The 20,576-nt window shown below is 40.5% G+C and carries 16 protein-coding genes; 4 read left to right on the forward strand and 12 right to left on the reverse strand.

Annotated features, from left to right (window positions below):
• The first annotated feature begins 26 nt into the window (after positions 1-26).
• Positions 27-854, forward strand: a complete 828-nt coding sequence (folP, locus tag AC4PL9_RS04570; RefSeq protein ID WP_491603593.1) for a dihydropteroate synthase — start codon at positions 27-29, stop codon at positions 852-854.
• Here folP and AC4PL9_RS04575 read toward each other — a convergent pair.
• From AC4PL9_RS04575 to AC4PL9_RS04585, 3 genes are read right to left on the reverse strand one after another with little or no spacing between them, the layout of a single operon-like run.
• Positions 851-2,482: an amidohydrolase gene (locus tag AC4PL9_RS04575; RefSeq protein WP_491603594.1), complete on the reverse strand. Its 1,632-nt coding sequence runs from the start codon at positions 2,480-2,482 to the stop codon at positions 851-853. The genes folP and AC4PL9_RS04575 overlap by 4 nt on opposite strands.
• Before the next feature lie 5 nt (positions 2,483-2,487).
• Positions 2,488-3,249 (reverse strand): SDR family NAD(P)-dependent oxidoreductase, encoded by a 762-nt coding sequence (locus AC4PL9_RS04580; protein ID WP_491603595.1) that lies wholly within the window; start codon positions 3,247-3,249, stop codon positions 2,488-2,490.
• A complete protein-coding gene (locus AC4PL9_RS04585) occupies positions 3,246-4,706 on the reverse strand; it encodes a hypothetical protein (protein ID WP_491603596.1) in 1,461 nt (486 codons plus the stop codon). Before AC4PL9_RS04585 ends, AC4PL9_RS04580 begins: the two co-directional genes overlap by 4 nt.
• Before the next feature lie 192 nt (positions 4,707-4,898).
• Between AC4PL9_RS04585 and purL the strand changes: the two genes are divergently transcribed.
• From purL to AC4PL9_RS04600, 3 genes are all read left to right on the forward strand, one after another.
• Positions 4,899-7,139 carry a phosphoribosylformylglycinamidine synthase subunit PurL gene (gene purL, locus AC4PL9_RS04590; RefSeq protein ID WP_491603597.1) on the forward strand — a complete coding sequence of 747 codons (2,241 nt, stop codon included), beginning with the start codon at positions 4,899-4,901 and terminating at the stop codon, positions 7,137-7,139.
• A 61-nt stretch (positions 7,140-7,200) separates the two neighbouring features.
• The gene (proC, locus tag AC4PL9_RS04595; RefSeq protein ID WP_491603598.1) at positions 7,201-7,998 is read left to right on the forward strand and encodes a pyrroline-5-carboxylate reductase; all 798 of its coding nucleotides are present in this window, start codon (positions 7,201-7,203) and stop codon (positions 7,996-7,998) included.
• Positions 7,999-8,004: 6 nt separating this feature from the next.
• Positions 8,005-8,853 carry a hypothetical protein gene (locus AC4PL9_RS04600; RefSeq protein ID WP_491603599.1) on the forward strand — a complete coding sequence of 283 codons (849 nt, stop codon included), beginning with the start codon at positions 8,005-8,007 and terminating at the stop codon, positions 8,851-8,853.
• Here the strand turns inward: AC4PL9_RS04600 and AC4PL9_RS04605 are convergent, their stop codons facing one another.
• The 9 genes from AC4PL9_RS04605 to AC4PL9_RS04645 all read right to left on the reverse strand — a co-directional run bounded on the left by AC4PL9_RS04605 (position 8,854) and on the right by AC4PL9_RS04645 (position 20,542).
• Positions 8,854-9,471 (reverse strand): Crp/Fnr family transcriptional regulator, encoded by a 618-nt coding sequence (locus AC4PL9_RS04605; protein WP_491603600.1) that lies wholly within the window; start codon positions 9,469-9,471, stop codon positions 8,854-8,856.
• The gene (locus AC4PL9_RS04610) at positions 9,468-9,899 is read right to left on the reverse strand and encodes an N-acetyltransferase (protein ID WP_491603601.1); all 432 of its coding nucleotides are present in this window, start codon (positions 9,897-9,899) and stop codon (positions 9,468-9,470) included. Before AC4PL9_RS04610 ends, AC4PL9_RS04605 begins: the two co-directional genes overlap by 4 nt.
• A 79-nt stretch (positions 9,900-9,978) precedes the next feature.
• Positions 9,979-11,910, reverse strand: coding sequence for a Na+/H+ antiporter NhaC family protein (locus AC4PL9_RS04615; protein ID WP_491603602.1), 1,932 nt, complete (start codon positions 11,908-11,910; stop codon positions 9,979-9,981).
• A gap of 83 nt (positions 11,911-11,993) precedes the next feature.
• A complete protein-coding gene (locus tag AC4PL9_RS04620) occupies positions 11,994-12,974 on the reverse strand; it encodes a DUF6340 family protein (RefSeq protein ID WP_491603603.1) in 981 nt (326 codons plus the stop codon).
• A gap of 79 nt (positions 12,975-13,053) precedes the next feature.
• On the reverse strand, positions 13,054-13,779 hold the full coding sequence (locus AC4PL9_RS04625; protein WP_491603604.1) for a hypothetical protein: 726 nt from the start codon (positions 13,777-13,779) through the stop codon (positions 13,054-13,056).
• 104 nt (positions 13,780-13,883) lie between these two features.
• Complete coding sequence (gene scpA / locus AC4PL9_RS04630) at positions 13,884-16,013, reverse strand: methylmalonyl-CoA mutase (RefSeq protein ID WP_491603605.1); 2,130 nt, start codon at positions 16,011-16,013, stop codon at positions 13,884-13,886.
• The gene (locus AC4PL9_RS04635; protein ID WP_491603606.1) at positions 16,010-17,332 is read right to left on the reverse strand and encodes a methylmalonyl-CoA mutase family protein; all 1,323 of its coding nucleotides are present in this window, start codon (positions 17,330-17,332) and stop codon (positions 16,010-16,012) included. Before AC4PL9_RS04635 ends, scpA begins: the two co-directional genes overlap by 4 nt.
• A 96-nt stretch (positions 17,333-17,428) precedes the next feature.
• Complete coding sequence (locus AC4PL9_RS04640; protein WP_491603607.1) at positions 17,429-18,235, reverse strand: choice-of-anchor J domain-containing protein; 807 nt, start codon at positions 18,233-18,235, stop codon at positions 17,429-17,431.
• A gap of 42 nt (positions 18,236-18,277) precedes the next feature.
• Positions 18,278-20,542, reverse strand: a complete 2,265-nt coding sequence (locus tag AC4PL9_RS04645) for an efflux RND transporter permease subunit (protein ID WP_491603608.1) — start codon at positions 20,540-20,542, stop codon at positions 18,278-18,280.
• Positions 20,543-20,576 lie beyond the last annotated feature (34 nt).

The raw sequence follows: 20,576 nt of genomic DNA on the forward strand, positions 1-20,576 counted from the left end.
AAGGTGAAGATAAACATTTTCAGATAATGAGGAGTATTAATTGCAGAGGTAATATTATAACATTCGACAAACCTAAAATTATGGGGGTTGTAAACCTGACCCCGGATTCTTTTTTTGAGGGAAGTAGGAAGCAGACTATTGATGCTGTTGTTCAGTCGGTTGAAAAGATGTTGCAAGAAGGTGCAGATATAATTGATCTGGGAGGATTTTCGACGCGTCCCGGAGCCGGGGAAGTGGATGAAAAGACTGAAATTGACAGGCTGGTTCCGGTTGTCAGAGAATTGAACAAACGGTTCTCTGAAATTGTGCTGAGTGTGGACACTTTCCGGTATGCAGTTGGCAGGGCTGTTTTGGATGAGGGAGTTTCTATTATCAATGATGTCTCCTTCGGAGTAGAAGAAAGACTGATCGGGCTTTGTGTGAAAGAGAAGGTTCCTTATGTTTTGATGCACATGCGTGGTACTCCAACAGATATTATGAAAAATGCCGAGTATGGAAGCGTTACTGCGGAGGTGTTTCGTGAATTGCAAATGAAAATGGAGCAGTTGAGACAAGAAGGACTAACAGATGTGATCATAGATCCCGGGTTTGGATTTAGCAAGACTTTGGAGCAGAATTATGAATTGCTGAACGGATTGGAGCTACTCAAAAAATTGAACAGGCCTTTGTTTGTCGGAGTGAGCAGGAAAACGATGATTCATAAACTGCTCCGGACGAGTGCCGATCACGCTTTAAACGGAACAACTGTAGTGAATACAATTGCTTTGTTAAAAGGAGCGGATATTCTTCGCGTACACGACGTAAAAGAAGCTGTCGAGGCAAGAGAGATTGTCATGAAGATGCAATCGTTTTAGTCAAATCGATAAACGGATGTCCCTTTGATAAATACTTCTTTGGCGTAGTTGTTCCCAAAGGAAACCGCTTCACTAATGGGATTGTGTAATATTGTGAAAGTAGCGTCCTTGTAAGGTTCTAAAGAGCCTTGTTCGTTATCTTCAAAAGCAGCCATTGCTGCCCAGATAGTCATTCCTCTTAGGGTTTGTTCCAGTGTAAGACTTTCGTCTTTCAGGTATCCGTCCAGCGGTTCTCCTGCCATGTTTTTTCGGTTTACAGAAGCTTCAATTGTGGCGAAGGGATTAACGTCTTCCACGGGAAAATCGGTTCCTAATGCCAGTATTCCATTTACAGAAAGTAAAGACCGGTAAGCATACGACCATTTTTCGCGTTTCTCTCCAATTCGATCTCTTACAAATCGCATGTCTGATACGGCATGAGTGGGTTGTACAGAGGGAATGATACCGCCTTTTTTGAATAAAGGAATGTCCTCCGGTTGAACAATTTGAGCGTGTTCTATTCTCCATCTCAGGTCTTTGCTGTCGCCAATCACTTCGTTCATTGTTTTCAAAACACTTCTGTTGGTGGAATCCCCGATGCAATGAACGTTCAGTTGGTAACCAATTTCTTTCGCCTGTTCGGCAATGGTTTTTATTTCCCGGATTGATTGCACGAGGAACCCGTGTGTATGTGGTGCGTCAGAATAGGGGTGGGTAAGACAGGCTCCCCGAGAACCAAGTGCTCCGTCGCCGATAATTTTAAAAGACCGTACATGCAGGTGATCTGTTTTCAAGACACCTGTTGTTTTCGCAAACTCCATTTCTCTTTCATTTGGAAATAACATGGCGTAGATGGAAATTTTTAATTTCCCTTCTTCTTCCAATTCTTGAAGGAGTTCAAGATCGTTCAGACTGATACCGGCTTCGTGGATGTTGGTGATTCCGTACTGAAGTAATTCCTCCTGCGATTCCAGTATGGCTTCTTTTAGTTTTTCTGTTGATAACTCCGGTAAAATCGGGTGAATTAAGTCAATAGCATTGTCAAGTAGCATACCGGTTAACAGTCCTTCTTCATTGGTGAGAATTTCTCCGCCTTCTACTGTTTTAGCACTTACTATTCCTGCTTTCTGAAGAGCTGTGTTGTTTGCCAGTACAGCATGTCCGTCTATTCGAAAAAGTACAACAGGTTTGTCAGGGAAAATTTCATTAAGTTTACTGTTGTCCGGTAATTCCTTATTACTCCACAAGGACTGATCCCATCCTTTTCCGATAATGAAATCGGAACCGTTCTGTGCTTCAAATCGTTCCAGTCGACTGATAATTTCGGAAGGTGAATGACTTCCGGTCAGGTCACAGTTTAATTTTTTCTGAGCGAGTCCGAAAAGATGCGCGTGTGCATCATAAAAACCGGGATAGATTTCTCTTTTTTCTGCATTTAAAGTGGTACCTCTGTATTTGTTCAGTATTTCACGTTCCGGTCCTAGTTCGATGATTTTCCCATTTTTGATAGCCATCGCTTCAAAGACATCTCCGTGCAGGTTGAGGCTGTAGATTTGAGCATTGTGAACAATAAGGTCGGCCTTTTCTCCTTTAAAGCAAGAAGAAACAAGGAAAAGAATACTCAAAAGAAAAGGGAACAGTAATTTCATAATAATTAGATTTCTTTGTGAAATTGTGTAGCATTGGCTTGTGCTGTTGGCATAATCAATAGGTCATTGATGGTGACATGAGCAGGTCGGCTTACAACAAATTCTACTGTGTCGGCAATGTCCTGTGCGAAAAGAGGGGTGAAGCCATTGTATACTTCTTTAGCTTGTTTTTCATCGCCCTTAAAACGTACGATAGAAAATTCTGTTTCTGCTGCTCCGGGAGCTATGTTGGTTACTTTGATGTTGAATGGAAGTAAGTCTATTCGCATAGACCTTGAGAGAGCGTCCACTGCGTGTTTGGTTGCACAATAGACGTTCCCTGATGGATAGACTTCTTTTCCGGCAATTGATCCGAGATTAATGATATGACCACTTTCTTTTTTCTTCAGAAATGGAATGATTAATTTAGATATGTAGAGTACTCCTTTTATGTTTGTGTCTATCATTGTATCCCAGTCATTCAAATCGCCCTGATCGATAGAAGATCTTCCTGCGGCAAGTCCGGCATTATTTACCAACACATCAATAGATTCGAGAACTTCTTCAGGTAAAGAGTGAATAGCATTTTGGCAGGCGTCATAATTCTGAACATCAAAAGCCAGGCAATAAATTTCACCGGCTTTTTCGGATAACTCTTCTTTCAGTCTATCCAGACGTTCTTTTCGTCTCCCTGTAAGGATGAGGTTCCATCCTTTGGCAGAAAAAGTACGGGCAATTGCCTCTCCAAATCCTGCTGTTGCACCTGTAATAAAGATTGTCTTTTTCATCGTTCAGTGACTTGATTTTTATACAAAAGTAACCAGCCTGTTCCAATCAGCGCAATTACAATAGGTAATTTATATCGGATGATAGCTCCTATTACAGGAGTGATCCAGCCAATCAACAGGCTTAACGAGAGTATGAAAATGGTTAAGCCCAGAACAGAGCTTTTATGTTCTTCCTGTATTTTTCCTTTATTTTTGAATAGGGCAAATGCAATCAGTCCATAGATGAAAATGTTCTCGAAAATAAAATACCATTTCTCCTTTTTATCAGGAGGGTCTTTCGGAAGCGGGCGTAAAAGCGTATTAAATAAAGCCTGTGGAATGTTTTGTATGAGTTGGAGGTGAGATTGATTGATAGGAGTGATATTTATTCTGCTTCCACTAGGATCTAACAAGTGAAAAATATACAGTTTTGTCGAGTCAGGAACCAGTTGTACTTCACTGGGAATTTCTCCGTCCCGTCTTGTTTCTCCAACTGTAGGTTCATTCAGGTAGCCATAGCGATTGCTGTGTTCGATGAAAAAAGTGAACTTGTCTTCTTCTGTTTTGGGAACCCGGACCATTCCACTGTCTGTAAGAATCCATATTCCTCCCTCCGTCAGATTTAGAAAATTATGTTGTTTTTTCGAAATCATATAGGTTAAATTGCGAGGGAGTAAAAGTGTAGCAGCCCATCCGAGAATAGCAATGAGTAGAACGGTTCCCAGTGCATAGAAAAGTTTTCGTTTAGTACTGACCTCATAGATGAATTTTGCGATTACAGCAGGGATCAGACAAAGTAATACGTATGGTTTAATTGCAATCAGGAAGAGCACTCCGGTTAATAGTATTCCCCATCGGCTTGCTCCTCCTCCTTTTACCAACCATCCGAAAAGAAACAATCCGAATCCTAAAATCATGTAGGGTTCTTTTAGTATCGCTGACGTCCAGAGTATAAAAGAAGGCAGTAGAAAGAAGAGTCCCTGAAAGAATAGCGAATGTTGACGTATGATTGTTTGGAATGCCTGATAGGCTCCGTTCAGTCCGATGATGGAAATAAAGTTTACCAGTATCAGATTCGCATAATCATTGCCAAAAGAAAGTATCTGCAGGACACTGTTGAAACGCATTAGATTTTTTGAATCATTGAACACGTTGTCAGGTTGCTGTGTCCAGTGAATGGTTTCAAGCAGGTAGTTATAGACAATCTCCTGATTTTCTCCAATTCCCGTCAGTAGTCTGAAATAATCTCCCGGATGCGTGTAAAGTACATTTGCGAGAATTTTTGATTCCTGCAGAAAAACCGGTGAATCACCAAGATATGCAATATCAGAGTGGAACAGAAATAATGAGGCAACCGTGTGAAAAGTAAAAAAAAGGGGTATAGACCATCCGTTCAGAAGCGGATATTTCATCCATTTCCAGTTTTTCAGTAGAAGAATCAGAACCGAGAAATATGCGAAAGGTATCAGATATCCCATAGGTAGTTAATTACCTGTTTACTAAGTTTGCTGCGAATATACGTAATAACCTTGAATCGGACTTCTGTTAGCGTTTATCAGGGAGTTATAAGAGGATCGTTGAATTCTTGTTAAAAACCTATAGGGGGAGGGGTGTTTTATACGAAGGGTTTAAAGAATTATTACTATTTTTGTCACGCATTTAAAAGAATTATGGAAAGCACAACAAATCAAGCATTAGCGACTGTTGAACAAGCAGTAGAACTGGGGTTGCGACCTGAAGAGTTTGAAATGATAAAGGAAATTCTGGGGAGAACTCCGAATTTTACTGAAACAAGTGTTTACTCTGTGATGTGGTCAGAGCACTGTTCGTATAAGAATTCAATCCATTGGTTGAAGCAGTTGCCTAAAGACGGACCTCACCTTTTGGTGAAAGCAGGTGAAGAGAATGCCGGGCTTGTAGATATAGGGGATGGTCTTGGTTGTGCTTTTAAGATTGAATCTCATAATCACCCTTCAGCTATTGAACCCTATCAGGGAGCGGCAACAGGTGTCGGGGGAATTAACCGTGATATTTTCACCATGGGAGCACGTCCGATCGCACAATTGAACTCACTTCGTTTTGGTGATATTCATGAAGACCGTACAAAATGGTTAGTGAAAGGTGTAGTAAAAGGAATTGGTGATTACGGAAATGCTTTTGGTATTCCGATTGTCGGAGGAGAGGTATTCTTCGATAAATCATACAATCAGAATCCATTGGTAAATGCTTTCTCTGCGGGTATCGTAGAAGCAGGAAAAATGATTTCAGCGAAAGCAAAAGGACCGGGGAATCCGGTTTATATTGTTGGTTCGGCAACCGGAAAAGACGGAATTGCGGGAGCAGCATTTGCATCGAAAGATATTACTGAAGAATCAGCAGAAGACTTACCATCTGTACAGGTGGGGGACCCTTTTCAGGAAAAACTGTTACTGGAAGCTACAATGGAGTTAGCTGAAACGGATGCTGTTGTTGGTATGCAGGATATGGGAGCTGCAGGAATAACCTGCTCTACCTGTGAAATGAGTGCCGGAGGAGGTGTGGGAATGGATATTCACCTGGATCGTGTTCCGACACGTCAGGAAAATATGCTTCCTTTTGAGATTCTTTTATCTGAGTCACAAGAGCGTATGCTTGTTGTGGTTCAAAAAGGAAAAGAACAGATTGTTAAAGACATATTTGATAAGTGGGATTTGCATGCTGAGGAGATTGGTGTGGTTACTGAATCCGATCGTGTACGCTATTTCATGAATGAAGAGCTTGTAGGAGATGTTCCTGCGGAATCATTAGTTCTTGGTGGTGGTGCACCTGTATACCAGAGAGAGTATAAAGAACCTGCTTACTTCGAAGAATACAAAAAGTTTTCTATTGATGATGTACCGGAACCGGAAGATTTGAAGCAGGTTGCGATGCATTTGTTAAGTAATCCGAATATCGCATCTAAGCGTTGGGTCTACGAACAGTACGATTCAATGGTTGGGACACGTACAATGACAACCAATCGTCCTTCGGATGCCGGAATTGTTAACGTGAAAGGTACAGATAAAGCTTTGGCGATGACAGTTGACTGTAATTCCCGCTATGTACATGCAGATCCGGAAACAGGAACGGCTATTGCAGTATCAGAGGCTGCACGTAATATTGTTTGTTCTGGAGGTATTCCAAGTGCAATAACGAATTGTCTGAACTTTGGAAATCCATACAACCCTGAGTCGTACTGGCAGTTTGTTGGTGCTATTAAAGGTATGTCGAAGGCTTGTTTGAAGTTTGAGACACCGGTTACAGGAGGAAACGTTTCTTTCTACAATCAGTCAGTTATTGGAGGTAAAGAAGTTCCGGTATTCCCTACACCGACTATCGGAATGTTGGGAATTGTTCCTGATAAGACGAAAGTTATGACACTTGACTTTAAGTCAAAAGGAGATTTGGTCTTTATTCTTGGAGAAACAGTAAATGATATTGCTTCTTCCGAATACCTTGCTTCTTTCCATAAAATTGAAGCTTCTCCGGCTCCTCATTTTGATCTGGAAAAAGAATTCGAACTTCAGGAGGCTGTAAAAGGATTGATTCAGGGAGAATTAGTAAACGCAGTACACGATTGTGCAGACGGAGGTTTGTTTGTAACACTTGTGGAAATGTCAATGCCAAGAGGTTTAGGGTTTGATATTGTAACGGATTCTGAAATACGTGAAGATGCCTTCCTTTTCGGGGAAGCTCAGTCGAGAGTTGTCGTTTCTGTTTCGGAAGATCAGGAAAGTGAATTTATTGAATTCATGATTCAGAGTAAAGTACCTTATTTATTACTAGGACACGTTACAAAAGGTAAGATGGTCGTGGATGATGAGCATTACGGATTTATTCACGAAGTAAAAGATATTTATGATAACGCTTTGGGATTACAGCTTGAGTCCTGATGAATCGTATAATTTTTGAAAAGCCACCGAAAGAGGTGGCTTTTCTGTTTCTAAAGAAAAAATGGAGAATAAGAAGATTGCAATTATAGGAGCAGGAAACCTGGGAAGAGCACTGGTAAACGGATTACTGGATAATCAGACAGTAGCTCCGGGGGATTTGTCTGTAACGCGAAGAAATAGTGCTTCATTGCAGGATCTTGCGGATAAAGGACTTACTGTTTCTTCGGATAATAAAGAAGTAGCGAAACAGTCAGACATACTGATTCTTGCCGTTAAGCCTTATAATATACAACAGGTACTCGAAGATTTACAGGGCGTACTTACCGAAAATCACATTATCATATCCGTAGCTACCGGAGTGACCTTAGCCGAATTAAAAGACTTTTCAGGAGGAAAACCCAGGGTAGCACGTGCTATGCCAAATATCGGGGCAGAGGTACAGGCCTCTCTTACTTGTCTGACGTTGGATGAGCTAAATGAAGAACAAAAGGTTTTTGTCGATAGAATATTCAGCGTATTGGGAGAAAATGTACATATTCCAGAAAACCTTATGGAAGCAGCCACTATTTTGGGGGCTTGTGGTATTGCCTTTGTCTTGCGATTTATGCGGGCCATGGTACAGGGCGGGGTACAGATTGGGTTTGACTCAAAAACGGCAAATCAAATCGTTAACCATACCGTTTATGGAGCGGCAAGGTTAATTATGGAAAATAATTATCATCCTGAGGCGGCGATTGATTTGGTAACTACACCAAAAGGTTGTACTATTGAGGGGCTGAATGAAATGGAACATTCCGGATTCAGTAGCAGTCTCATAAAAGGTATTGTAGCTTCTTATAAAAATATTGAACGAAATTAATACAGCGTGAAACACTGGCTAAAGAAACATTTTTCTATCCTGAAGGTGAGAAACCGGTTTAATGCAGCAACGCAGGTTGCACAACGAACCCTGTATCTGAATCACAGATCAGCGATAGCCAAAGGCGAGTATGTAGCCTTAAAAGATACCGGATTCAGAGCTTTTTCCCAGTTCGAGGAAGATGGCCTTCTGCTGTATATCTTTGCTGCTATAGGGATGACAAAGAAAACATTCATTGAGATCGGGGCAGATGATGGAATCAATAGTAATTGTGCAAATCTGGCTTTGAATTTCGGTTGGCATGGCGTTTTTATAGACGGGAATTCCAAAGCAATAGAAAGAGGAAATCACTTTTACGGTAAATATCCGCACCCATGGGGGGCTAAACCGGTATTCGTTTGTGCAAAAGTGCAACGTGAGAATATTAATCAATTAGTTGAAAAAGCCGGACTTGAAGGTGAGATCGGATTACTGTCTGTCGATATTGACGGGAATGATTATTGGGTCTGGGATGCACTGGAAGTCGTACAACCTCAGGTTGTTGTGATTGAGACGCATGTTGAGTTTGGGATGAGAAATATTGTCGTTCCTTACGATAAGGAATATGTGTATCCGGGAAAACATCCTGTTTATCATGGAGCTTCTCCGGTTGCAATGGTGAATCTTGCGCGTAAGAAGGGGTATCGGCTTGTTGGAGCCAATGAATTAGGCTTCAATTTTATTTTTGTGAAAAACGGTTTGGCAGAGGAAGCTCTCCCCGAAGTTTCGGTAGAATCGGTATTGACACATTTCTCTTTGGAGGATTGTTATAAACGCTTTGATGAGGTAAAAGATTATGAGTTTATCGAAGGGTAGCTACACCTTGGGATAAGGATCATATTGGTATTCCTGTTGAAGCGAATCCTGTGTTATTCTGGCTCGTATTCTACTGAGAGAAATTGGGGAGATTCCTATGAAGCCAGCAATATCTTTCAACGGGACACGTTGCAGAAGTTCTTTATCGTGTACTAATAAGTCTGTATAACGTTCTTCCGGAGTCATAAATAACAAGTCTGTAAGTCTTTTTTGTGTACGGATAGCGTTGTATTCAGTAATAGAACGAGCCCAGTTACAGATAGAAATATGGTCTCCGTATAATTTTTTCATCTTATCCAGATCAATTTCATAAAGTATGCAATCTTCCAGTAACTGATACTTTTCATATCCTTTTTGTGCGAAGTAATATCCATATCCCGAGCTGACAATATCTTTTTCTCTCGCAAATTCAAATGTGATTTCTTTCTCTCCTTTGTTTACAAAAGAGCGGATTATTCCCTTTTTGATCAGATATGCTTTAGTAATACCTTCTTTCTGATTCATGAGCGTATTGCCCCTGGGTAATTGTATTTCTTTTAACGTGGTTTTTATCCGTTCGTAATCTACCTCTGTTAACAAATGGAAGAGAGGGAGATCAGTGGGTTGAAAATCATTCATGAGGCTGTATATCGCATTACCAATTCTTTGTGACCTGTTGGTTCATCCAGTCTTTCTTTTATTACCTGAAAACCTTGTTTTTCATAGAAAGCAACTGATTTCTCATTTTTTGAGTAAACACCCAACTCTAACATCGAAAATAAGCTTTTTGCATGTTGCATTAACTCTTTCCCAATTCCTTTCCCCTGTTCTTTAGGAGAAACAAACAAGGCTGCTATATAATTGTCGACTAACGAAAGAAACCCTTTAACTTCTTCCTCCTGGCTGTAAATATAAGTCTTGCTGGAAGGGAGGTAAATATCACGCATATCACTTACTTTTTCCTTCCAGTATTCTTCAGGGATAAAGTCGTGTGCAATGATGGATGCTTCCAGCCAGATAGTTAGTACTTGCTCTTCATCTCTTTTTTCAAATGGTCTGATAATCATGATGCTTTTTTTGCAAAATTAGGTGGCGATTATCACAATCTGCTTTACAAATGTTAAGATCGGGAGGATAGTCTAAAAGTTATTCTGAGTGTCTTTTTCCTAAGAAGTGAATAATGGCATATAAAATGAGTACGGCTATCGGAAATGTAATGTAGAAAGGCACTCCCAGTGCGCCGGGAATGATTCCGACAAACAAAGCAACAGCTCCTACTGTAAGTGCATAAGGCATTTGGGTTCGTACATGGTTGATATGATTACAGGAAGAAGCAAGACTGGACAAAATGGTTGTGTCGGAAATTGGTGAACAATGATCCCCTAAAACTGATCCGGCTAACACAGAAGCTACTGTATTATATAGCAGTGCCATGCCATCAAACCCTACGGCTTCCTGCCCCATGGCAAAAGCAGTCGGAATCATAATCGGGTAAACGAGTGCCATGGTTGACCAGGAAGAACCTGTGGAGAATGCTATAACTGCTGACAGAACAAATGTAATTCCAGGAACGAGCCAGGGCGCAAAGGTACTTCCAAATGCATCTTTTATTACATCTGCAGTACGTAAGTCAGCGGTTACATGTGCGAGAGACCAGGCAAGAACCAGTATAGCAATGGCCGGAATCATGGTTTTTATTCCGGAAATAACCACGTCCATGGTATCGCGGAGGTTCATTATTTTTTGCGCGGTAGTCAAAAGAATAGCCAGAGAAAGTCCTACCAGCGACGACCAAAGTAGTGCCTCATAAGAATTCGCTTCGCCGATTATTAATCCGGTTCGTTGAACAAATGAAAGTGATGTACCCTGGTGAACTTCGAGTGCGTGAAAGAATCCGTCTCCCAAACGTATTCCAGATTCGGTAAAGGTCGTTTGCCAGGAAATCATTCCCGTATATATGAGTCCGCCAATAGTTCCAAGAACAACTACTATGATAGGAATGACAGCATTAAAAGAACGTATTTTATTTTCGTCAGCTGGTTCGAACTCTTCCGTATCTAATGCATCCGGGTTCGCTTCATTCGTTGGTGATTGTACTCCGTTTTCGATAGCCTCCTTTTCTACATGATACATCGGACCGAAATCTTTTCGTTTCCAGATTAGCATAAACATGAAAATAAGCGTTAGTATCGGGTAGAAGGAGTAGGTGAGCGAGTTCATGAATATGGAGTATGCTCCTTCAGTTATCAATACTTCATTCTCATTGATTTTGTCAATTCCCGAAGTGATATAACCTAATTCTGCGCCAATCCATGTCGTTACAAAAGCTACTGCGGCTATTGGTGCAGCTGTTGAGTCTACGATGTAAGCCAGTTTTTCACGCGAAATTCTTAATTTGTCCGTTACAGAACGCATTGTGTTCCCGACAACCAGTGTATTAGCGTAATCATCAAAGAAAATAGCAATTCCGAGAAAGTAAGTAGATAACATCCCTGATCTTCGGGTTCGGGCATATTTTACAATTCTGTTGACAACGCCTTTCATTCCTCCGTTTTTCGAAATGACGGCCACTAAGGCTCCGATAAGCAAGGAAAAGAGGATAACAGAAAGGTGATCGCTGTCAGCGAGAGCATTTAAAATATAGTGATCAATCACTTTAAGAAATGCGCTGAAAATACCAGATAATCCATCTGTGTAAAAGCCCAGTGTCGCTGCTCCAATAAAAATCCCGGCAAATAGCGAAATGATTACTTCCTTGATCAGTAAAGCCAGAGCAATTGCAATCAGGGGAGGAATAATAGCCCACCAACCGGGAATGACAGAGGGTTCAGGATTATGCTGAAACTTCGAAAAGTCTTCTTTTTTTCCGGGGTGAAACGTATACGTAATATACGAACTCCCATCTACTGTTGTCTCCACAGGGTAGGTCTGATCTCCAATGACAACCGAACTGTCTGAAGTCGTTACCGGAAGACGGGTTTCTACTCCTCCAATAACGGTTCGTGGAAATTCGATTTTATTCTGACCAAAGGTCGTACATACCACCAATATAAAAAGAAGGGTGAAAAATCCTCTCAAAGCAGTTCTTTTTTGATTCCGGTGCAAGATAAAAAGAATGCTATAAACTCCTGTTTGCCTGATGGTCTTTTTTTACTGTGCTGTTAATCCTGAGTAAGAACAATCGTAGAACGCATACCCTTTCTTCTTTTCAGAGTGTTGATGTAATCGTATGCCAGTTTCGTTCCATGTTCCAGGGCAGCACGTTCAGCCATTGCTATAGCTTCATCCAGTCTTCCCTGACCTTCATACACAAGTGCCATGTTGTATTTGGAACGTCCAGCAACCTTGTTTTTAGGACTGTTAATACTCATTTCCAGTTGTTTCTCCGCTAAATTCCAGTTTCCACTTCGGATTAGTGGTTTTGCATGACGAAGTGTACGACTTCCTTTGTTATAGAATCTGCGGCTAACCCAAATCCAGTTTGAATAGAAGAGACTTCCCATTCTGTAACCGATACTATATCCGAGGTGTCCGTATAGTTCTCTTTTGCGTACCACATCGTTTAGCATTCCAATCGGATTTAAACCACCCGTTATGGGCATATTGTATACTTCATACACATCCAGTCTATCGACGTGCTCGTGTGTTCCGGCGATATATAGATTAATATAAGCCCATCCTTTTAAAGGGTGATTGGTTTGACCTGTGGCGTTGGCAAGAACAGTACCTCCTATCGGAGCCTGAGAGTCAAAATGTTCGATTTCAACAATGGCATGCGTTCCTTTTACAGCACATAAAGAATCAACCTTTTGCCAGTTAATTGTTTCGTTGCTACGCAAGGAAATTGGTTCGCCGGCAATTGCTTTCAGGTAGCGTGAATCATCAAGTGAACGAATGAATCCGGTTACGCTTTGTTCTGATGCCATGACATTTCCATTGTATTGTTGACCTTGCAGCACTTGTGCCAAAAGTTTGTCCGGGCTGTTGTCGTCTGTAACATTGTTAACAACGAGAATTTTTCGGGTACTATCGTTCAGTAAAATAGGAGGAGGTGTTAAAACTGATATTCTGAATGATGTTTTACAAGCTGTAGTTACAAGGATTAATGTGATAATGACAGATGCGTGTAGAAATCTTTTCATAGTTCTTATTTTGGGTATATCAGTTGCATAACAAATACTGAGCCAAAAAAAAATCCCGGTCGAAACCGGGACTGATTTTTTAGTTGACAATCTCGTCGTATCGGGCTTTGAATTCTTCGTTATCTTCCAGCCACTTGTATCCTTTATTCATTAACTCTTTGGCAATTTCCGGTCTTCTGGAGTCCACATAGCATTCTGCTGTTTCCGAAAGAGCCAGTGCCAACATTTTATAATCAGCTTCTACCCAATCTTCAACAGAAGTAATTCCATCTAGTAATTTGTCAGCTTCTTTCCATTCTGTTGTTGCTCCTGACTTGTCTCCTTTTCTGTATTTACAAGCGCCAAGAAGGTATTTAGACCCTACGTCATTGGCATCTACTTTCGGAACTTTAATAACCCAGCTATATGCTTTACTGTAGTTGTCTGTTGAAATTTCATTCTCAATTACTTCATATAAACTAAGTTTGAACTCCGAAAAGAAGTCTCTGTATTGATTGTAAACAGAACCATCTTTGTCTTTACGTTGTAACTTCCCTATCGCTGTAATAGCATCTTTATAGGCATTTTTATATTTGTCTTGAGAGGTGTACTCTGCATCTTTAGACATAGCGTAAAGACCTTTTGCCAACCAATAGTAAGGAACAGGATCGTTTTTCGTTTTGTCTTTTATGGTATAACTCTCAGCTGTTTTGACAAGTTTGTCATAATCCCCGTCAGCGTACATTACTAACAGTTCCTCGTAATCTTGCGCAAATGAGGAAGCCCCCATTAATAACATTGTAGTAAAAAGCAATAATTTTCTCATAGCTATACGTTTTTCTTAAATTTTGTCCAACAACTATGCCGAAAGTAATGAGAATTTGACGATTAACAAATTTTTAACGGTCAATTTTAATCCCTCAATACAACTTATTTAGTACTTTCAATTAACAGATCCAGAATTTCCTGAGCAGCCTTTGAAATTTTTGTTCCCGGACCATAAACACCGAATACACCTGCCTTGAAAAGAAAGTCATAATCCTGTTGGGGGATTACCCCTCCTGCTATAACCATAATGTCTTCTCTTCCCAGTTTTTTGAGTTCTGCAATGACTTCAGGGACAAGGGTTTTGTGTCCGGCAGCCAACGAAGAAACACCTAAAGCATGTACATCGTTTTCTACAGCTTGCTTTGCTGCTTCCGCCGGGGTTTGGAACAAAGGACCTATATCTACGTCAAAGCCAATGTCTGCAAAAGAGGTAGCGATAATTTTTGCTCCTCTGTCATGACCGTCCTGCCCCATTTTAGCGATCATGATTCGCGGTCTTCTTCCTTCCAGACGTGCGAATTCGTTAGACATAGACCGGGCTTTTTCAAAGTCTGCATCATTCATAGATTCTGCTGAATAAACGCCACTTATGGAACGTATTTTAGCTTCGTAGCGTCCAAATACATTTTCCATGGCTAATGAGATTTCTCCTAAAGAAGCACGTTTTCGGGCACATTCAATTGCCAGTTCCAGTAGGTTTCCATTTCCGCTTTTTGCCGCTTCTTCCAGTCTAGTAAGAGTTGCCTGAACTTCCTCTTCATTACGGTTTTCCCGTAACTCCTGAAGACGGGCAAGCTGAGCTTCACGTACTTTTGTGTTGTCTACTTCAAGTATATCAATAGGGTCTTCTTTTTCCAACTGGAAACGATTCACCCCGACAATAATGTCTTTTCCGCTGTCAATACGGGCTTGTTTTCTGGCAGCTGCTTCCTCGATCCGCATTTTAGGGATTCCGGTTTCAATTGCTTTCGCCATACCACCTAACTCCTCTACCTCCTGAATGAGTGACCAGGCTCTTTCGGCAAGATCATTCGTTAATTTCTCAACGTAATAACTTCCGGCCCACGGGTCAATAATTTTAGTAATACCTGTTTCTTCCTGAATATAAAGTTGAGTATTACGGGCTATGCGTGCACTGAAATCGGTTGGCAGTGCAATGGCTTCATCAAGTGCGTTGGTATGGAGGGATTGTGTTCCTCCGAAAGCTGCTCCTAATGCTTCAATACAGGTTCTGGCAACATTGTTGAACGGGTCTTGTTCAGTTAAGCTCCAACCGGAAGTCTGACAGTGTGTTCTGAGTGCCATTGATTTGGGGTTCTCCGGTTTAAACTGAGAAACCAGTTTGGCCCACAATAAACGCCCTGCTCTCATCTTGGCAATTTCCATAAAATGATTCATTCCGATTGCCCAGAAAAAAGAAAGACGGGGAGCAAATTTATCAACCTCCATTCCAGCAGAAATACCTGTTCGAAGATATTCCAAACCATCAGCAAGTGTATAAGCCAATTCAATATCATTTGTTGCTCCGGCTTCCTGCATGTGATAACCTGAGATCGAAATAGAGTTGAATTTCGGCATGTTTTTCGATGTATACTCGAAAATATCCGCAATAATTTTCATCGAAGGTGCAGGAGGGTAGATATACGTATTACGTACCATGAATTCTTTCAGAATATCGTTCTGAATTGTACCGGAAAGTTTATCCTGAGATACTCCTTGTTCTTCAGCTGCGACGATATAAAAAGCAAGAATAGGGATTACTGCTCCGTTCATTGTCATGGAAACCGACATTTGATCCAAAGGAATCTGATCGAAAAGAACTTTCATGTCCAGAATAGAGTCGATAGCTACACCGGCTTTTCCTACGTCTCCGATTACTCGCGGGTGGTCAGAGTCGTATCCTCTATGTGTCGCAAGGTCAAAAGCAACAGAAAGTCCTTTTTGCCCAGCTGCCAGATTTCTTCGGTAAAAGGCATTGGATTCTTCTGCTGTCGAAAACCCGGCATACTGACGTACGGTCCAGGGACGTATTGTGTACATGGTCGAGTAGGGACCTCCGAGATAAGGAGCTATTCCGCTTACGTACCCTTGTTGACAATTTTCGGTATTATCCGATGAATCGTATCTGTTTTTTAAAGGTATTTTTTCCGCAGTTTGAAAAACTTCTTTTCGTTCATTTTCTGACGAACGTGCCGTTTTATTGAGTTTCCGTTGTGTAAAATCTATTTTCATGCTAGACCTCCTTCTTTGTGTAATTCAAGAATCAATGGTTCAGGAGAGCATTCGGGAATTTTCCATGTTAATGAAGTGGCATCGGGATTTGGAAATATATTAATTCCGATCAATTTACTTGTTTTATCTTTCAGAAGCTCAATTCGTGTTTGAGCAACTCTTTTTATTTCTGAATGAATGAAGTCTGTCGCTTTGAGGAAACCTCCTTTGGATTCAATCTTCTGGAAAAGCTCCCAGGCTGCATCTGATAGTATGTCTGTTGCAGCTTCGATAGCAAACGTACCTCCGGCTGCATCTGAAACTTTATCAAAAAATGATTCTTCTTTTAGAATATTAGAAATATTATTTGCCATTCGGTAAGAAAAGACTCCCGGGCCTGTTTCTGACCATGTATCATACGGCTGCAAATGAAGAATATCGACTCCTCCGATTGCTGCAGACATTCCTTCCGTTGTCATGCGAAGTAAATTCGTATAAGGATCTTCCAGTGATTTATTTAAAAATAGGGACTGGGCTTTTAAACGAATTTGTTTTCCTGCAGTTACACCGTATGCTTCAAGAATATTATCCAGTAAAAGCCGAAGAGCACGGAATTTAGCAATTTCGAATACATAGTTCGAACCAATTCCTACTTTGATCTGTAATTTATCGGCAATCTGATCGGGATTTTCTCCTGCTTCAGTCAATAGTTCAAAATACATCTTTACCTGACTACAGACGATTGCAAGTTGTTGGGTGATATTTGCCCCCGCTGAAGCAAATACTGTATTATCAATTTCAAATGCCCGAACATTTTGTATATCTGTACACTGTCTGAATGCAGGAACAATTTTTTCGGGTTCTCCTGCTGTCAGCGGGTCAAATGAAAACGTGACATCTCGTTGTTCCGGAAGAAGAGCCAGTATAGCGTTCATATCTTCAGGGGAAGCAATGTTAAAGTCCGAATAGATATATTCCAATTGAACTTCGTTGAGAAGAGAGCTATATTCATTAGATGAGGGAAGTCCGATTCCGTTACAACCCATCATCAGATTGTCTAAAATTGCTTTATTAGCCCCTTTTGTGTCCCGGATAGTTGTTTCCTGATAAATGATCCAGTCATTATTTGTTTTAAACGATCGGGTTGAGTTAAAAGCTGTTTGTTTCGTGTCAGCTAATTTTTCAGACCAGTGAAAATAAGATTTAAATCCGATTTCTTCTACCGGATCTTCAAACTCCAAAGCATCCTGAACCGCAATTCCTTTCAGGTCTTTTTCCAACTGTTTCAACCAACTCTCCCTGTCCGTATCAGGAAAAGTAGCGTGTAGTAATTCCTTCATATCAACCATGGGGTAAAAATAGTGAAAAGTGATCGGAATACGACAAAATAGTTACTTCTATACAGAGAAGTAATTGAAAAAAGGAAAAGTGCCGGATTATTTTTTCAGGAATCGTTGTGTGGCGTACCCTCCGGAAGCTGTTTTTATACGGATAAAGTACATACCATCCGAAAGGTTCTGTACATTGACCTGATTGTTTTCAGAAAGATTGTGTTGAATAACTTGTCCTGAAGGCGATAAGATCTGGTAACTGTCAATACTTTCTGAAGTCTGAATGTGAATAAAATCAGTTGCCGGATTTGGAAATACCGATAGGTTAATTTGCTCATTTTCTTTAACGCTTACCGGGTCATTCACATCAATCCTGATATCGTCCAAATATAGCTTAAACCCTCTGTTGGTATTGTTCACAAAAGCAAGGTGAACAGGGATAGAGTTATAACCGGAATCACTAATGTTTACGGAACGATCCGTCCAGTAAGGAAATTCATTTTGCAAGCGAAATAATGTATCCGTAAAATCTTCGACAGCAGTTCCCGTTGTCGAGATCAATACCATATACCAGTCCGGAAACGAGGGGTCGTGAGAAGCAGCTCTCCAATATAAGAAATTTCCATAATCACCTAATGTGATTGATGGGGTTATCAGCCATCTTGAAGCCCGACCTTCCGGAGAGAAATAAGATGTAGAGCCGGCAACTGTATTATTCTCATCGTCAGGATCTGTTACAGTGATCCAGGCAGACTGGAATTCGGAAACAGAAGGGTGAACTGTGTTTTGATCGTTGTCAAGCATTGTCCATGTCGCGGGAATTCCACTTTCAAAATCCTCTGAAAAAATCTCTGTTTGACCTATTGTACAAATCGGTAAAATCAGACTCAAAAAGATAATAAGTTGTCTCATGTTTGCAAAAATACGCTAATCACCCTATAATAACTAATTTACTTACTTTTTCTTGTCCTTCGGGGAAAAATAATGTAATAATACCGGAAGTAAGGTCATATCAGTTAGGATTGCAAAAACAAGTGTTAGTCCTGTTAGTAGTCCGATATAAAATGTTCCCATAAAGCTACTGAAACAAAGGGTCAGGAATCCCCCGGACAACACAATGGACGTAATAATAATAGCTTTTCCTGTAGAAATATACGTTTCTCTGATAGCTTCATGAGGACTGTATCCTTTGCCAAGAAGTAGTTTATATTTGCTTAAGAAGTGAATAGTATCGTCAACGGCTATCCCGAAGGCAATCGTAAATACAAGGGAGGTGGATACTTTCATGTCTATGCCCCCGAACCCCATAATAGCACCAATCATAAGGAGTGGTAGTACGTTGGGAGCAAGACTGATGAGTACTATTTTTACAGATCTGAACAGAGCGCCGATTATAAAAGCAATAATTACAATGGCGATCAATAATCCCTGAGCAATATTTCCAACAAGTAGTTTATTATTAATTTCCATCAAATAAGGACCTCCGGTTTGGTGAAAACGAATCGTCTTCAATTCATTTTTTTTCAGCCAACTATCCCATTCCTCATTCATTTGACCTGAAACATGAGAGCCGACATCCCCCATAGTTCCCGTAATCCTTGCAGCCTTCATGTTTTTGTCAAACATGGCGTACTTAAGAGAGTCGGCAACGAACCGATCAAATTCTCTTTCTATTCTCGATAAGTCTTTTTTAGATGCAGGAATTTTGAAATAATAAGGATTACCGGCTTTTAATGTCATGTAGGCATTTTGGACGACAAATACAGGAGAAACTAATTGTGATGTTTTAAATGTGGTCTGCATAGCGTGGAGTGCCGTATCCAGTTCTGCTAAAACTTCCTGGTCAAAAAAAGTACGGGATGTATCTGTTAATTGTACTTCGAAATTAATGGGACGGGCACCTCCGAAATTCTTTTCAATAAAGGCATAATCTACCTTCATCGGGTGATCACTTTTAAGATCTTCGAGAATATAGTTGTTGTCTTTGATTTGCAGAACACCAGCAACAGATACAATAGTAATTAAGAAGAATAGAATGACAGTTCGTCCACGACGGGTAACAAGTCCATCGTAGAAACGGGCGAGAGGTTTTTCCCAGTTTTCCTTACGCTCGGATTTTTTAGCGATTTTTGGAGGGTTAAACAAAACTAGCAATGCGGGCATTACCGTCATTGCAAGGATAAATGAAAACAGTACTCCCAGTGCAGCAAAAGCACCGAATTGAATAATGGGGGTGATACTGGACGTTGTTAGCGTAAGAAAACCAATCATCGTTGTGAGATTGGTGAAAATAAGAGCTCGACGAACGTCTTTAAATGCTTTCTTTAGTGCTTCTGTTTTGTTGAGTCCGCCGCGGAGTTCATCAAAATAGTGTGCAAAAAGGTGAACGACACTACTGATTCCGACTACCATCATAATTGTTGGCAGGACGTTCAGTACGATGTTTAAGTCATTCCCCAGTTGTCCCATTAATCCGATAACCCATAAAACCGCACCGGCAACAATAAGGGCAGGTATTAATACACCAATCAGAGAACGGAATGAGAGTATAAGAAACAGTACGATTAATCCAACACTTGAGCCGATAAAAAGTATCAGCTCATTTTGACTCATTTCAATATAATAGTCGTGAGCAACAATTCTCCCTCCGAGATGCATGTCAAGTTGTTCTTTTTCTGCTTTTTCCCGGATGTCCTGCAGGAGGACTTTCGCTTTTTCTTCGTTTAGTTTTTCTTCGTGCTGTGCAATAATTCGTACCGATTTCCGATCTTCTCCGAATAAGGTTCCGTAGATATTATAATTCTTGAAAATAAAAGTGGAGTCGAAATCGTAATCGTTTGAATCACTGATGGTAATTAGATTTTTCTTAAATAATGCTCCGGAGAGAGGGTCACGTATAGTACGAATCGTATTAGTCGGACTGGAGACATAAATTACAGAAGAATGACTTTCCAGAAAATCAGTTATAGATTTTACCCTGGATAAATAATCGGAATTGAAGACTCCATCGGGTGTTTCAAAAGCAAGAATAAGAAAGTCATTATCTGAACCGTATTTTTGTTTAAACTCTTCAAAGAATTGTGTTTCTTTGTGGTGTGCCGGGAAAAACTGATCGAAATCATAATTGAACTTAACTCCAGGCACAAACGCAACCTGGATTCCTGTTATGATAACAAACAGAACAAGGATAAGGATGCTTATTTTCTTTGAAAATACCATTACTCTCTGTCAATTTTGAAAGTGTAAAAATAAA

This window comes from Wandonia sp. (genome assembly GCF_984588085.1).

Bases quoted from the DNA above. Each gene is read 5' to 3' on its own strand.
- folP (WP_491603593.1), top strand. From the start codon at position 27: ATGAGGAGTATTAATTGCAGAGGTAATATTATAACATTCGACAAACCT.
- AC4PL9_RS04575 (WP_491603594.1), bottom strand. From the start codon at position 2,482: ATGAAATTACTGTTCCCTTTTCTTTTGAGTATTCTTTTCCTTGTTTCT.
- AC4PL9_RS04580 (WP_491603595.1), bottom strand. From the start codon at position 3,249: ATGAAAAAGACAATCTTTATTACAGGTGCAACAGCAGGATTTGGAGAG.
- AC4PL9_RS04585 (WP_491603596.1), bottom strand. From the start codon at position 4,706: ATGGGATATCTGATACCTTTCGCATATTTCTCGGTTCTGATTCTTCTA.
- purL (WP_491603597.1), top strand. From the start codon at position 4,899: ATGGAAAGCACAACAAATCAAGCATTAGCGACTGTTGAACAAGCAGTA.
- proC (WP_491603598.1), top strand. From the start codon at position 7,201: ATGGAGAATAAGAAGATTGCAATTATAGGAGCAGGAAACCTGGGAAGA.
- AC4PL9_RS04605 (WP_491603600.1), bottom strand. From the start codon at position 9,471: ATGAATGATTTTCAACCCACTGATCTCCCTCTCTTCCATTTGTTAACA.
- AC4PL9_RS04610 (WP_491603601.1), bottom strand. From the start codon at position 9,899: ATGATTATCAGACCATTTGAAAAAAGAGATGAAGAGCAAGTACTAACT.
- AC4PL9_RS04620 (WP_491603603.1), bottom strand. From the start codon at position 12,974: ATGAAAAGATTTCTACACGCATCTGTCATTATCACATTAATCCTTGTA.
- AC4PL9_RS04625 (WP_491603604.1), bottom strand. From the start codon at position 13,779: ATGAGAAAATTATTGCTTTTTACTACAATGTTATTAATGGGGGCTTCC.
- scpA (WP_491603605.1), bottom strand. From the start codon at position 16,013: ATGAAAATAGATTTTACACAACGGAAACTCAATAAAACGGCACGTTCG.
- AC4PL9_RS04635 (WP_491603606.1), bottom strand. From the start codon at position 17,332: ATGAAGGAATTACTACACGCTACTTTTCCTGATACGGACAGGGAGAGT.
- AC4PL9_RS04640 (WP_491603607.1), bottom strand. From the start codon at position 18,235: ATGAGACAACTTATTATCTTTTTGAGTCTGATTTTACCGATTTGTACA.
- AC4PL9_RS04645 (WP_491603608.1), bottom strand. From the start codon at position 20,542: ATGGTATTTTCAAAGAAAATAAGCATCCTTATCCTTGTTCTGTTTGTT.